A 14,229-nucleotide genomic window follows, 5' to 3' on the forward strand; every position below is an offset into this window, starting at 1 on the left:
TGTGCATTGCACATTGTGGAACCTCGGGATTCCCCGGTGCGCAATTGCGCACCTGAGGTCTGGCCCTTCGGACCATCCCGGAATGACGGTGAAACCTACCGCCGCACGAACCAGATCAGAAGCAGGCCGACGACCGCAGAAACGATGCCGACGATCCGCAGGATATTATCCGGCGTCGCCAATGCGCTTTTCATCGCCCGGCGCATCCAGGCCGGGCTGGCTGCGAACATCAGGCCTTCGAGCACAAACAGGATGCCCACACCGATGAGGAAGTCGGCGAACGCAATTGACCTCATCGGATGGCATCCCCCCGCTATTCAAGCGCCTTTTGCTTTTTTGCCGGCGAAGCGGCCCCCCGCTTCGCCGTAAACTGCGTGTTGTGCGGGCCGGCCCTTTAAGGCTTCGGTGCCGCCGCGGCCGCGGCGGCCGCCGGCGGACGCCCCGACGGATTGGCGAAGAAGCGGAAGAACTCGGAATCGGGCCGCAGCAGGAAACGGGTGTCGTTGGAGCGGAGCCCGGTCTCGTAGGCCGACATCGAACGATAGAAGGCGAAGAAATCCGGATCCCGGCCATAGGCCTCGGCGAACAGCCGGTTGCGCTCGGCGTCACCCGCGCCGCGCGTCTGCTCGGCGGTCGAGTTGGCCTCCGCAATGATCACGGTTGCCTCGCGGTCGGCCCTCGAGCGGATCTCCTGCGCCTTCTGTCCGCCTTGGGCGCGGAACTCTGCCGCCTCGCGCTGCCGCTCGGTCTGCATGCGCTGATAGACCGCCTGGCTATTGGCCTCCGGCAGATCGGCACGGCGGATACGCACGTCAACCAACTCAATGCCGTACTGATCGGCTTCCCGGTCGAGTTGCTCGCGGATGCGCTGCATCAGGGTGTCGCGTTCGTCGCGCACTACGTTGATGAAGGGAACCTCGCCCAGCACGCGGCGCAGCGCCGCGTTCAGCAGCGTGGTGAGCTGGATGTTGGCCGCCTGGATCGAGCCGATGCTCTGATAGAAGCGCAGCGGGTTCTTGATCCGGTAACGGGCGAAGGCGTCGACCACGAGCCGCTTCTGGTCGGAAGCGATAACTTCCTGGGACGGATTTTCCAGATCGAGGATGCGCTTGTCGATGCTGATAACGGTGTCGATAAACGGCGCCTTGAAGTTCAGGCCCGGCTCGGACACGACGTCAACGGGCCGACCGAGCCGGACCACGAGCGCCTGCTCGGTCTGCGACACCGTGAATACCGAGCTGTAGCCCACGATCACTACCGCGAACAGCAGGATCAGGCTGACAATACCTGTAACCGGAGACCTCATCGCGAGCCTCCCTGCTGCTGCTGGCCAGCCGTCGGCGGCGGACGGCGCGGCGTCAACTCACTGAGCGGCAGATACGGCACGATGCTCTGTGCGGAGTTGCCGCCGTCATAGACCAGTTTCTCGGAGCCGCCGAGAATCCGCTCCATCGTCTCCAGGTAAATTCGCTGGCGCGTCACGTCCGGTGCCTTCTTGTACTCGTCGTAGACCTTCTGGAAGCGCGCGCTCTGGCCCACGGCCTCGGCGACTGCCTGTTCCTTGTAACCTTCGGCGACCTGCAGGATCTGCGCGGCGCGTCCGCGGGCGTCGGGAATGACGCGGTTGGCGTAGGTCTGCGCCTCGTTCTGCTGCCGCTCGAAGTCGGCGCGCGCGGCCTGCACGTCACGGAACGCGTCGATCACCTGCGCAGGTGGGTCGACCTTCTGCATCTGCACCTGCGTGATCTGAACGCCGGAACCATAGGTATCCAGCGTCTTCTGCATCAGTTCGTGAACGCCCTGCTCGGTCAAGTTGCGGGCACCGGTGAGGATCGGCTGAATCTGCGAACGCCCGATCACCTCACGCATCGCGCTTTCGGCCACCGCCTTCACCGTGCCTTCGGGATTCTGGATGTTGAAGAGGAAATTGCCGACGCCGTTCGGCTTGATCCGCCACAGCACCGTGAAGTCGACATCGACGATGTTTTCGTCGCCGGTCAGCATCAGGCTTTCTTCAGGCACGTCGCGCATGGTGCGGCCGCGCCGCGCCGGATCGTCGATCAGGCTCATGCCGATCGAAATGGTGGAGACGCGCAACGCCTTCGGCAGCAGCACGGTTTCGATCGGATAGGGCAGATGATAGTTCAGCCCGGGCTCGACGGTGCGTACATGCTTGCCGAAGCGCAGCACGACGCCGAGCTCTTCCGACTGCACGCGGAAGAATCCGGACAATCCCCAGATCACCAGCGCGCCGGCCAGCACCAGTGCGATACCCATGCCGCTGAAATGGCCGCCCGGCAGAAGCTGCTGCAGCTTGTCCTGGCCGCGTCGCAGAAGGTCCTCGAGGTCAGGTGGCCTCGGCCCGGTAGACTGCGGACCGCCGCCCCATGGTCCCTTGGGACCCTGGCCCCATGGGCCCCCACCTTGATTCTTCCACGGCATTGTAAACTCTCCTCTGCGGGGGAACGGGCCCGCCTGCTCGGCGGTAGGCCTTAAGCCTCGCATATCCGCCCGGCTTTATAGGGGACCGCTAGGTCCCTTACAACGCAAGCTTCCTCCACGAAGCAGCTATGCCTGACGCCATAATTGTCAATGTAAACATTGGTTAGCGAGGTTAATCCTGTTGGCGCCGACGAAATGTCACATAGGAGAAATCGGCACTGTCGTCCGGACCGGCCGGATTCCGCACGCGCGCCACCTCTTCCCAGACGGCTAAATCGACCGCCGGGAAGTGCGTGTCGCCGTCGGGCCGGACGTGCACCTCGGTAATCTCCAGGCGATCGGCGCCGTCCATCCATTGCGCGTAGATTTCGGCGCCGCCGATCACCGCGATCTCAGTGGCGAAACGTCGCAGTGCATCGCCGGTGGCGATCGCCTTCGCGTTGCTGAACGAATGGGTAACCACCACGCCATCGGCGCGAAAACCAGCGTCGCGGGTGATGACGATATTTGTCCGTCCGGGAAGCGGCCGGCCGATCGAGACGAAGGTCTTGCGGCCCATAACGACAGGTTTGCCCGAGGTCAGCGCCTTGAAGCGCGCCATGTCCGATTTCAGCCGCCACGGAATGGCGCCCCCGGCTCCGATCACGCCGTTCTCGGCGACAGCGACGATGAGAACGATTTCCATTACCGCGTCCCTTCCGCCAGCGCCGCGAGCGCCGGACCGCCGACCCGGCACACCGTCCACTCGTCCATCAAGACCGCACCGAGCGACTTATAGAATTCAATAGACGGCGTATTCCAGTCGAGCACCGCCCACTGTAAGCGCGACCAGCCGTTCGCCACGCATTCCCTCGCGAGATGCACCAGCAGCGCCTTGCCGATTCCCTTACCGCGCAGCGCCGGGCGGACGAACAGATCTTCCAGATAGATGCCGGAGCGACCGCTGAAGGTTGAAAAATTCACGAACCAGACCGCGAAGCCGGCCGGCTCTCCGTCCCACTCGGCAATCTCGCAGAACAGGCGCGGATTGGCGCCGAACAGCGCCGCATCGATACCGGCTTCGGTCGCTTCCACTTCGTGCAGCAGCTTTTCGTATTCGGCGAGTTCGCGAACGAAGGACAGGACAAGTCCCGCTTCGCCCGGGCGCGCGCGGCGGATCGTCAGCGACATCAGATGCTCACACCGCTGGTCATACAGCGACTTCGGCCTTGATGTGCGGGTGCGGATCGTAGCCTTCGAGCGCGAAATCCTCGTAGCGGAACGCGAAGATATCCTTCACGTCAGGATTGATCTTCATGACCGGCAACGGCCGCGTCGGCCGCGTCAGTTGCAGCCGCGCCTGCTCGAGGTGGTTGGAGTAGAGATGCGCGTCACCCAGCGAGTGCACGAAGTCACCGGGCTTTAGTCCCGTCACCTGCGCCACCATCATCGTCAGCAATGAATAGGACGCGATGTTAAAGGGCACGCCGAGGAACACGTCGGCCGAGCGCTGATAGAGCTGGCAGGATAGCTTGCCGTTCGCGACATAGAACTGAAACAGGCAGTGACAGGGCGGCAGCGCCATCTTGTCGACGTCGGCCGGATTCCAGGCGGTCACGATCAGCCGCCGTGAATCCGGGTTACGCTTGATCATGTCGATGACATTGGAAATCTGGTCGATGCTGCGCCCGTCCGGCGCCGGCCACGAGCGCCATTGCGACCCGTAGACCGGGCCGAGATCGCCGTTGGCGTCGGCCCATTCATCCCAGATCGAAACGCCGTGGTCCTTGAGATATTTGATGTTGGTGTCGCCGGCGAGAAACCACAGCAATTCATGCACGATCGCCTTCAGCGGCAGGCGCTTGGTGGTCAGCATCGGAAAGCCGGCCGACAGGTTGAAGCGCATCTGGTGACCGAAGATCGACAGCGTGCCGGTGCCGGTGCGGTCATGCTTTTCCGCGCCGTCTGAGAGGATCCGTTCGAGCAGATCGTGGTACTGGTTCATGGCTGGTGCTTCAGGCCTTCTCGGAGCGGCGAATTTAGCGGCCGGGACAGCCGATCAACACGCCGATTCGGCTGCGCGCACCGATTATACCCGGAAAAATGATCATCCCCCGCACAGACGACAAGGGGCGGAACCTGGGTCCCGCCCCTCGCACGGTCTTGTTTGGGTAGCGTTTTCTTTGCGCGGACCGCCCGGCACTTCGCTTGTAAACGCTATGTTAATTGAGCGGCTTAACCACCGCCGTCCACTTGGTGATCTCATTCTTCACCAGCGCCCCCAGCGCAGCAGGGGTGCGATCGGCGGCAGGGGGGATCACGCTGCCGAGTTCGAGCAGGCGCTTGCGTACGCCCTCGTCGTCGAGGGCCTTGACCATCGCTGCGTTCAATTTGGCGATGATTTCCGGGGGCGTTCCCTTGGGCGCGAAGATTGCGTTCCACGCCTGGGCCTGGAAGGCCGGCAGGCCAGCCTCGGCGGTGGTGGGAACATTTGGCAGCGAGGGATTACGCTCCGGCGTCGCCACGGCATAGGCCTTGATGGTGCCGCCGTTGATCTGCGGCACGGCATTGACGATCTGATCGCACATGTAGTCGACCTGCCCGGCCACCAGCGCGTTCATCGCCGGACCGGTGCCGTTGAAGGGAACGCCGATCGGCTTGACGCCGATTACCGAGTTCAGCAGTTCGCACGATACGTTCGAGACCGAGCCGACGCCGGCATGCGCCGCGTTGACCTTGGTCTCATTCGCTTTGACGTAGGCGATGAATTCCTTGAGATCCTTTGGCGCAAAATCCTTCCGTGCCAGGATCAAGATCGGCGTGCCGGCGAGCAGTCCGACCGGCTCGAAGTCCTTTTCCGGGTGATAGGCGAGCTTGGGATAGAGCGGCACAGAAGCCGCATGCGTGCCCATATGCCCAGTGATCAGCGTATAGCCGTCATTGGCGGCGCGCGCGGCGCGGGTGGTGGCGGTGGTGCCGCCGGCGCCGACCACGTTTTCGATGATGATGGTTTGACCGAGCGTCTGCGCCATATGGCCGGTGACGATGCGCGCGATGACGTCCGTCGGTCCGCCCGCCGCAAACGGCACGATCATGGTGATGTTGCGCGTGGGATAAGTCTGAGCTTGGGCCTGCGAAGACGACAAGCCCAGTCCCGCAAGCACTGCCAGAAAACCGCCCGCAAGCGAGCGACGACCGTACCTAATCATTTTGATCTCCCGGGATCCGTTGCAATGCCGAGCCCGCCGGCCGGCATTTTCCATGGCATAGAAAATTAGCCCGAAGTCGACCAGACTTCGGGCTGCGGCGCACCGACGCAGGTCAGTTCTCCGATTCCACAAACACCTCATCGCGCTTCTTGCGCAGCGACGGCAGCACCGCAAGGACAAGCAACGCCGCTGCAATCGCCATCAGTACCGCCGACAATGGTCGCGTCAGGAAGACTGACCAGTCACCGCGCGAAATCAGGAGTGCGCGGCGCAGGTTTTCTTCCATCAGCGGTCCGAGCACCATCCCGAGCAGCAACGGCGCCGGCTCGAAATCGTGCTTGATCAGCCAGTAGCCGACCAAACCGAACGCACCAGCGATCATGACGTCGGTTGGCGCGTTGTTCACGGAGTAGATGCCGATACAGCAGAAAACCACGATCGATGGGAACATCAACCGGTACGGCACGCGCAACAGCCGCACCCATATCCCGACCATCGGCAGGTTGATGATCAGCAGCATCAGGTTGCCGACCCACATCGAGGCAATCATGCCCCACACCAGGTCCGGTTGTTTCTGCATCACTTGGGGACCGGGCACGATGCCGTGAATCGTCATCGCGCCGACCATCAGCGCCATCACCGCGTTCGGCGGAATACCAAGCGTCAGCAATGGAATGAACGAAGTCTGGGCTGCGGCATTGTTGGCACTCTCGGGTGCTGCGACGCCCCGGATTTCGCCATGACCGAACTTCGAGGGATCTTTCGAGACTTTCTTCTCGAGCGTGTATGCTGCGAACGATGCGATCACGGCGCCGCCGCCCGGCAGAATGCCGAGAATCGATCCGAGCACGGTGCCGCGCAGGATCGCAGGGGCCGTCTCCTTGAGATCCCTCCGCGTCGGCATCAGTCCCGAAACCTTCTCCTGAACCAGCTTGCGATCGGTTTCGCCACCGGCGTCGAGATTGCGAATGATTTCGGCAAAGCCGAACAATCCCATCGCCAGCGTGGCAAAACCAAGGCCGTCAGCCAGTTCGGGAATGTTGAAGGCCATGCGAGACGCGCCGGTCTCGATGTCGGACCCGACCATGGAAAGCAGCAGGCCGAGCACGATCATCGCGATCGCCTTCAGCACCGAGCCTTTCGCGAGCACAACCGCGAAGATCAGGCCGAGCACCATCAGCGAGAAGTATTCGGCAGGTCCGAACGCCAGCGCCACCCTGGTGAGCGGCGCACCTAGCAGGGCAATCAACACCGTCGCGACACAGCCGGCGAAGAACGATCCGATCGCGGCGATCGCGAGCGCCGGGCCGGCGCGGCCTCTCTTCGCCATCTGGAAGCCGTCAAGCGCAGTGACCACCGAGCCGGCCTCACCTGGAATATTGACCAGGATCGACGTGGTCGAGCCGCCATATTGCGCACCGTAATAGATGCCTGCCAGCATGATCAGTGCGCCTACCGGGGGCAGGCCAAAGGTGATCGGCAGCAGCATGGCCACAGTAGCGATAGTGCCAATGCCGGGCAGCACGCCAACGAGCGTACCGACCAGTGCGCCGATCAGGCACAGCAGAATATTGACCGGGATCGGAATGGAAATTCCGCCAAGGAAGGCGGGTGTCCACTGCACGAACTGGAAAACGACGCCGAAGCCGAGTCCAAGATTTGAGAAAATATCTCCCATCACGCCCTCACCGGATCATGAAAGTCGGCAGAAGCTGCAAAGGCAGGCCGAGCGCATATGGAAACAACAGGGCGCAAAACGCCGTCAGGCAGACGGCAACGATCAGCGTCTCCTTCCACCGGGTTTCCGGCGACCCGCATGCCGCGATCAAGAAGGCGGCCATGGCGGCAAAGATCATTCCCATGGGCCGGATCGTGAAGGCAAACGTCAAAATCGCGATCGTCACGAAGAACGGTCCCCGCCAATGATATTTCGCAAGGTGGGGACCTTCGGTGACAACGCCGACGACGGTGATGAGGGCGCCTAGTCCCAGCAGCAAAAATCCGAACATCCGCGGCGCGGTGCCGGCGCCGAACGAAAATCCGCGCATGCCCTGCAGGTCGCTCGACGCCCAGAGGGCGAACACGGCAATCGCCATCAAGGCAATTCCGCCGACAAACTCCTGCGGGTTGCGAACCCATTTCGGCATGATGGATTTGACCGGCGCATGGCCCGGCGTAGCATTCATGGATATCTCTCCTCCCCAAGACAGGCTTCTCGCCCGTTTGCTTGGATAACCTGGATACTTGTCCCGGAAACTGCCTAGCGACTTTCCTCAGACAACGCCAGCAAAACCCAAACCACTGCAGCGCCGACGGTAAATGGAGAAGCCGCCTTCAGACCCTGTAAAGGGCAGATCGCAACTTTTGCGGCTGGCGCGCTGCAGCACACGCGAGCGAACTGCTAGTCACGTTACGAACCACACGTTCGGCCCCGGGGGCGAACGCTGGGATGGCGGCGAACTGCGCATAATTTATGCAAGCGTGTGAACGGCGCATTTTGAAATCGTCGAATCCGTGGCGAAACCGCAACTGGGCGACAGCAAACCGAAAGTGAGGTGCCATGTTCCCCTCCCGTTCGGCGCCTTTGGCCCTGTCTTTCTCCGAACCTGCACCCTATATTGGGAGTGCCGGTTCGCCGGCTATGGAAATAAATGACCGTCGCAATAAACCATTCGGACCCGGGGGCAGTACCCGGCGCCTCCACCCAAGCCCACCCTGCCGTGGTGGGTTTCGGCGGGGGCGAACCAGGATCGACGAGGGCGTAAAGGACGAGTTTTTTCCCGGTATTGTTCCGCCGTTATCGGGCTACGCAATAGTTGCAAACGACAACTATGCTCCGGTTGCTCAGGCTGCGTAACGCAGTTTGAAAGACCGATCTAAAGTCCTAGCGGGTTAAGCTCCGCTAGGCGGGGTTCGGAGGCACCTGGCAACAGAAGCCTCCACTTAATTCTTTTCATTTCCGGCCGACGGAGCCGTTGGTGCAAATTCGATCCGTCGCGCCTGCTGACCTGCGGCTCCCGCCGGGGTAGCATGGGGGCAAAGGGGCGAGTCGGGAGACCGGCGGCCATAAAACCTGACAGGACGACCATGGCGACCGATCACATCCGTTATGACGTGCTGGCGCGCGACGCGCTGCGCGGAGTGTTGCGCCGCGTGCTGGCTGACGCGGCCGAACACGGCCTACCCGGCGAGCATCATTTCTTCATTACCTTCCTGTCCACCGCCGACGGCGTGAAGCTGTCGCCGCGGCTGTTGGCGCAATATCCGGAAGAGATGACGATCATCCTGCAGCATCAGTTCTGGGATCTGGTGGTGACGGAGGATCGTTTCGAGGTCGGCCTGTCGTTCGGCGGTATCCCCGAGCGTCTGGTGGTGCCGTTCGCGGCGATCAAGAGCTTCCTCGATCCGTCGGTACAGTTCGGCCTGCAATTCGAGCCGTCGGAAACGGCGGCAGAGGCGCCGGCGGCGAAGCTGCCGGCAGTTTCCGCGCCGTCCGCCCTGCCCGTCACCGCGGCGGAGCCCGCTGCGGAAATCAAGGACGAGCCGGCGAAGACGAGCGAAGGCGCTGAAGTGGTGCGACTGGATCGTTTCCGCAAGAAATAATCTAAGCGCGAGAAAATCCACGACGCTGTAGTGTACGCGTTCCGCCCTTTCGCGGCGCAACGGACATTACGTATGGCTCGAGCAAAAACATCCGGAAACAAATCGACCCGCAGCGAGACCGACAGCTTCGGTCCGATCGACGTTCCCGCCGACCGCTATTGGGGCGCGCAAACCGAGCGCTCGCGACAGAATTTCAAAATCGGCCATGACCGTATGCCGATCGCGGTCGTTCATGCGCTTGGTATCGTCAAGCTCGCCGCCGCCCAAACCAACCGGGAACTCGGACTGCTCGATGCACGCAGAGCCGGCGCCATCATCCGCGCCGCACGCGAGGTGATCGAAGGCAAGCTCGACGATCACTTCCCGCTGGTCGTCTGGCAGACCGGCTCGGGCACCCAAACCAACATGAACCTCAACGAGGTGATCGCCAATCGCGCCAACCAGATGCTGGGCGGCGAGCTCGGCGCCAAAGAACCGATCCATCCTAACGACCACGTCAATATGAGTCAGTCGTCGAACGATTCATTTCCGACGGCGATGCATATCGCTGCCGCCGGACACATCATCGCCGACCTGATTCCGGCGCTCGACGAGTCGCATCGCGAATTGCGCAAGAAGGAAAAGGCGTTCGCCAGGATCGTCAAGATCGGGAGAACCCACACCCAGGACGCAACGCCCTTGACGCTGGGGCAGGAGTTTTCGGGCTATGCCGCGCAAGTCGAGAGCGGGATCGCAAGGCTGCAAACCGCGGTGAAGGAACTGTTCCCGCTGGCGCAAGGCGGCACCGCGGTCGGAACCGGTCTCAACTCGAAGCCGAAATTTGCAAAGCTGTTCGCCAGGCATGTCGCGAAGATTACAAAACTGCCCTTCACCAGCGCACCCAACAAGTTCGAGGCGCTGGCTTCCAACGACGCTTATGTGCTGGTGCATGGCGCGATCAATTCGGCGGCGACCGGCCTGTTCAAGATCGCCAATGACATTCGCCTGTTGGGTTCGGGCCCGCGTTCCGGTCTCGGAGAATTGATCCTGCCGGAAAACGAACCGGGCTCGTCGATCATGCCCGGCAAGGTCAACCCGACTCAGTGCGAAGCGATGACCATGGTCTGCTGTCAGGTGTTCGGCAACCAGACCGCCGTCACCGTCGCCGGCAGCCAGGGGCATTTCGAATTGAATGTTTACAAACCCGTATTAGCATATTGTATGATGCATTCCATTCAACTGCTGTCGGACGCGGCGCGCTCGTTCACCGAACATTGCGTGGTGGGCATCCGTGCGGACGAAAAGCGAATCCGCGAATTGATGGAGCGCTCGCTGATGCTGGTCACTGCACTGGCTCCAAAGATCGGATACGACAACGCGGCGAAGGTCGCCAAATCGGCACACGCGCGCGGAACGACCTTGAAGGAAGAGGCTGTGCGCCTCGGGTTTGTGGACGCCGCGGAATTCGAACGTCTGGTGCAGCCGGACAAAATGACACACCCGGGCTGATCGCCGCATCGCCCCCGGGAAACTACGGATGAGAGATATAAATTATGGATGATACCTGAAGAATGAGGTGGATCATCTATCGCCGTTGTGTTGACGCATGGTAGGAGCAGGAATTATTCGGTTTTCGCAGAGCGAAATGTATTTTTGATGCTATCAGAGCCGGCAGACAGGGATTCCGAATGACCATCCAATTTGCTTGCGCACGACGCGACGTTTTTCCGCCCCATGAATCATCATGTCTTCGAGTCGCCGGATGATGGAGGCGAGCATGGGAGACGTGATCAATTTGAAGCGATTCAAGAAGCGTACCGAACGGGAACAATCGGCAAGGCAAGCCGATGCCAACCGCGCACGGTTTGGCCGGACCAAGACCGAACGCGCGCTCGATGAACGTCGCAAGGATCGCGCCGGCGATCTTCTGGACCAGCACAAGCTCGAGGACGGAGACGCATCATGAAGTCGCCCGTCGTCAAACGCTCGATCGTCGTTGCCGGTCACAAGACCAGCGTCAGCCTCGAAGAAGCCTTCTGGAACGGGATGAAGGAAATCTCGGGCCTGCGGAACATGACGCTGTCCGAACTGGTCGGCGAGATCGACAGCAATCGCCAGCAGGGCAACCTGTCCTCGGCAATCCGCCTCTTCGTGCTCGACTATTTCCGTACCCGCGCCATGCCGGCCGCCGCGCCGGACGCGCCCCGGCCGCAGGCGTAAGCCTCGATCAGGCGAGCGCGTCGCAACGCACCCGCCCTGTTACCTCATAAGCTCAATAAACGAGTCCGGTGCCGGGCGGCTTTTCGAGCGCCGCGGCCAGCGATTGATACTCCTCACAAGCCGTGCCGCAAATCGCCGCGATCCGCGTCAGATGATACGACGCCTGATCACGATTGCCCTGCTCGACCTGCCACAGGCCGTAATACTGCCAGGTCAGCACGTGGTTCGGATTCGCCTTCAACGCGCGCTCGTACCAAACCTGCGACAGCCTGTAGTCGCCAAGCTTGCGATAGGAATAGCCGATCAGATTGGCGACATCAGCATTGTCGTCACGGCCGAGCGCCTTTAGCTGCTCGATGGCCCCAGCAAAGTCGTTGCGCTCGTAGATCGTCGCATGTGCGGCACGGTACCCCTTCCGGAATGCATCATCGTCGACGCTCGACTGTTTGGGGGGCTTCTTTTTGGACTTCGAAGTCGATTTGGGAGCGGATCTGGTGTCCGGCGGCGGGTTCGCCGAAGACGGGTCACCGCCGCCTCCCGCAGCATAGGCCGGAACGGATGGCGGCGACGCGATCACAGCCATAGAAAACAGCGCCAGCGTAGCGAACTTGATTGCCGACTTCATCATGCGAACCTCCGGTTTCCTGCGTGAGCGCATCCATGGTCCAGCCGGAGGTAGAGACCCCGCCGCGAATGAAGTATTCCATCAGGCCCCGCGCAAAACCGTTGGGGCCTTGCCTGGCTGGACGAATGAAGGCAATGCGTATCTAATTGACGGTCGTTGCAGTCCCCGCAAAAGCGGCCGACGGAACCCGGCGAAAACCGGCTGAAGAAACGTAGAGAACCCCTGGAGAGAGAAATGGACATCGCAAAGCTGACGACGCCTCGCGACCTCAGTCCATTTTCGGAAGCTCTCCATGCCTGCCTTTCTCGTTCTGGATTCCATTTGCCTCGCCACGCCTGACGGACGCCCGCTGTTCGACGGATTGACGCTCGCCATCGGGCGTGAGCGCACCGGCCTTGTCGGCCGCAACGGCTGCGGCAAATCCTCATTGCTGCGCCTGATTGCGGGCGAGATCGAACCTGCCGGCGGATCGCTGCAACGCATCGGCTCGATTGGCATGCTCGCGCAACTGACCGATGAACGGCTGACGGCCGGCGAGGCGCTCGGCGTCACAACCGGTCTCGCCCGCCTGCGCCGGCTCGAACGCGGCCAAGGATCGATTCAGGGATCGCTTGATGACGCGACCGAGGCGGATTGGACGCTGGAAGCGCGAATACAGGCGGCGCTGGTCGAAGCTGGACTGCCGTCGCTGCCGCTGGATCGCCCGATCGTCTCCTTGAGCGGTGGCGAGCGAACGCGGGTGGCGCTGGCGCGCCTTTTGATCGAGGCACCGGATGTGCTGCTATTGGACGAGCCGACCAACAATCTCGATGCTGACGGAAGGCAGGTCGTGGCGCAGATGCTCGAACGCTGGCGGGGCGGCGTCCTCGTCGCCAGCCACGACCGCACGCTGCTCGAACGCGTTGACCGCATCATCGAACTGACACCGGTCGGCGTCACCCTGTTCGGCGGGGCGTGGCCGGAATTTGCCAAGGCGCGTGAGGCGGCGCGGGCCCGAGCCACCGATGAGCTCGACCGCGCCTCGGACGCCCTGCGCAATACCGAACGCGCAGTGCAGAAGGCGCGGGAAAAGAAGGCGCGCCGCGACAAGGCCGGCCGCGCCTGGCGCGCCAAGGGCATCGAGGACAAGATGTTCATGGACCGCGAGAAAGAGCGCGCCGAGAACAGCGCCGGGCGTGAAAGCGGGCTCGCCAGCCGCCTGCTCGGCGAGCGCACCGAGGTGCTGGAACTGGCCAAGGCGCACGTCGAGATTCTGACGCCGCTTTCGATTGATCTACCCCGCACCCATCTGCCCGGCGGCCGCGAACTCGTCGCCTTCAAGGACGTGGTGATGGCTTTTGGGGAGCGTCATCTGTTCGGACCGTTGTCGTTTGGGGTTCGCGGACCCGAGCGGATCGCCATCCGCGGCACTAACGGTTCTGGCAAGACCACCTTGTTCCGCCTGCTCACCGGTGAGCTGAAACCTGCGAGCGGCGACATCGGCCTTTTCACCGACCGTATTGCCGTGCTTGATCAGCATGTCGGCCTGCTCGATGCCGAGCTAAGCATTCTCGACAATCTGCGGCGCCTCAATCCGGAACTCTCGGCCAACGCAGCGCACGCCGCCCTGGCGCGGTTTGCGTTCCGTAACAAGGCGGCGCTGCAGATCGCGGCGACGCTGAGCGGCGGCGAGCGGCTGCGCGTGGGCCTGGCCTGCGTCTTCGCGCGGCCGCAGCCGCCCCTCCTATTGCTGCTGGATGAGCCGACCAATCATCTCGATCTTGCCTCGATCGAGGAACTGGAAGGTGCGCTGAAAGGATTCGACGGCGCGCTGATTGTAGTCAGCCACGACGAGGCATTTTTGCGGGCCATCGGGATCAGCAGGGAGATCGTGCTCGGCTAGGCCGTGTACTCATAAAACCGGTGGCGTGACGTACAGAAGCAATGTCTGCTCTGCCCTTAAAGCGACGCGGTTTCCGCACGGCAGCGAAATGACGCGAAGGGCCATAAGCGGACTCATGCGTTGCAGCAAACTGCGTCTTTTAGTCGATCACCTCGTCTGCGCGGGCGAGCCGCGCCGCGGGAAGATCGGCCGAGCATTCTAGCGGTCTTGAGGTTGACGACCAGCTCGTATTTGGTCGGCGCTTGCAATGCGAGCACTTCAAACAGCCTTGAATGACTAACTTGTAAGCT

At 62.0% G+C, this 14,229-nt stretch carries 15 protein-coding genes and 1 other RNA gene; 6 read left to right on the forward strand and 10 right to left on the reverse strand.

The window, feature by feature from the left end; translation table 11 throughout:
- Positions 1-95: 95 nt before the first annotated feature.
- From RX328_RS35875 to RX328_RS35915, 9 genes are all read right to left on the reverse strand, one after another.
- Positions 96-296, reverse strand: a complete 201-nt coding sequence (locus RX328_RS35875) for a DUF2065 domain-containing protein (RefSeq protein WP_028350308.1) — start codon at positions 294-296, stop codon at positions 96-98.
- 98 nt (positions 297-394) lie between these two features.
- Complete coding sequence (hflC, locus tag RX328_RS35880) at positions 395-1,306, reverse strand: protease modulator HflC (protein ID WP_213254364.1); 912 nt, start codon at positions 1,304-1,306, stop codon at positions 395-397.
- Positions 1,303-2,442, reverse strand: coding sequence for an FtsH protease activity modulator HflK (gene hflK, locus RX328_RS35885; protein WP_213254367.1), 1,140 nt, complete (start codon positions 2,440-2,442; stop codon positions 1,303-1,305). The genes hflC and hflK overlap by 4 nt, the downstream gene beginning before the upstream one ends.
- 172 nt (positions 2,443-2,614) lie before the next feature.
- The gene (locus RX328_RS35890; RefSeq protein WP_213254369.1) at positions 2,615-3,127 is read right to left on the reverse strand and encodes a dihydrofolate reductase; all 513 of its coding nucleotides are present in this window, start codon (positions 3,125-3,127) and stop codon (positions 2,615-2,617) included.
- Entirely contained in the window at positions 3,127-3,612 is a 486-nt protein-coding gene (locus tag RX328_RS35895) for a GNAT family N-acetyltransferase (RefSeq protein ID WP_213254371.1), read from the reverse strand. The genes RX328_RS35890 and RX328_RS35895 overlap by 1 nt, the downstream gene beginning before the upstream one ends.
- A 19-nt stretch (positions 3,613-3,631) precedes the next feature.
- Positions 3,632-4,426, reverse strand: coding sequence for a thymidylate synthase (locus RX328_RS35900; protein ID WP_213254373.1), 795 nt, complete (start codon positions 4,424-4,426; stop codon positions 3,632-3,634).
- Positions 4,427-4,643: 217 nt separating this feature from the next.
- Complete coding sequence (locus tag RX328_RS35905; protein WP_213254375.1) at positions 4,644-5,630, reverse strand: tripartite tricarboxylate transporter substrate binding protein BugD; 987 nt, start codon at positions 5,628-5,630, stop codon at positions 4,644-4,646.
- Between the two features lie 112 nt (positions 5,631-5,742).
- Positions 5,743-7,308 carry a tripartite tricarboxylate transporter permease gene (locus RX328_RS35910; RefSeq protein WP_213254377.1) on the reverse strand — a complete coding sequence of 522 codons (1,566 nt, stop codon included), beginning with the start codon at positions 7,306-7,308 and terminating at the stop codon, positions 5,743-5,745.
- Between the two features lie 7 nt (positions 7,309-7,315).
- Positions 7,316-7,816: a tripartite tricarboxylate transporter TctB family protein gene (locus RX328_RS35915; RefSeq protein ID WP_213254379.1), complete on the reverse strand. Its 501-nt coding sequence runs from the start codon at positions 7,814-7,816 to the stop codon at positions 7,316-7,318.
- Positions 7,817-8,217: 401 nt separating this feature from the next.
- Here RX328_RS35915 and ssrA point away from each other — a divergent pair.
- From ssrA to RX328_RS35940, 5 genes are all read left to right on the forward strand, one after another.
- Positions 8,218-8,574: a transfer-messenger RNA gene (ssrA, locus tag RX328_RS35920) on the forward strand.
- Positions 8,575-8,717: 143 nt separating this feature from the next.
- Positions 8,718-9,233, forward strand: coding sequence for an SspB family protein (locus tag RX328_RS35925; RefSeq protein WP_213254381.1), 516 nt, complete (start codon positions 8,718-8,720; stop codon positions 9,231-9,233).
- A gap of 72 nt (positions 9,234-9,305) precedes the next feature.
- Positions 9,306-10,721, forward strand: coding sequence for a class II fumarate hydratase (gene fumC / locus RX328_RS35930; RefSeq protein WP_213254383.1), 1,416 nt, complete (start codon positions 9,306-9,308; stop codon positions 10,719-10,721).
- 268 nt (positions 10,722-10,989) lie between these two features.
- Positions 10,990-11,178: a DUF4169 family protein gene (locus tag RX328_RS35935; protein WP_213254385.1), complete on the forward strand. Its 189-nt coding sequence runs from the start codon at positions 10,990-10,992 to the stop codon at positions 11,176-11,178.
- Positions 11,175-11,432, forward strand: coding sequence for a ribbon-helix-helix domain-containing protein (locus RX328_RS35940; protein WP_028350320.1), 258 nt, complete (start codon positions 11,175-11,177; stop codon positions 11,430-11,432). Before RX328_RS35935 ends, RX328_RS35940 begins: the two co-directional genes overlap by 4 nt.
- A 52-nt stretch (positions 11,433-11,484) precedes the next feature.
- Here RX328_RS35940 and RX328_RS35945 read toward each other — a convergent pair whose 3' ends face one another.
- Positions 11,485-12,060: a tetratricopeptide repeat protein gene (locus RX328_RS35945; protein WP_213254387.1), complete on the reverse strand. Its 576-nt coding sequence runs from the start codon at positions 12,058-12,060 to the stop codon at positions 11,485-11,487.
- A 289-nt stretch (positions 12,061-12,349) separates the two neighbouring features.
- Between RX328_RS35945 and RX328_RS35950 the strand changes: the two genes are divergently transcribed.
- Positions 12,350-13,939, forward strand: a complete 1,590-nt coding sequence (locus RX328_RS35950) for an ABC-F family ATP-binding cassette domain-containing protein (RefSeq protein ID WP_213254389.1) — start codon at positions 12,350-12,352, stop codon at positions 13,937-13,939.
- Positions 13,940-14,229 lie beyond the last annotated feature (290 nt).

Source organism: Bradyrhizobium sp. sBnM-33 (genome assembly GCF_032917945.1).
Classification (GTDB): domain Bacteria; phylum Pseudomonadota; class Alphaproteobacteria; order Rhizobiales; family Xanthobacteraceae; genus Bradyrhizobium.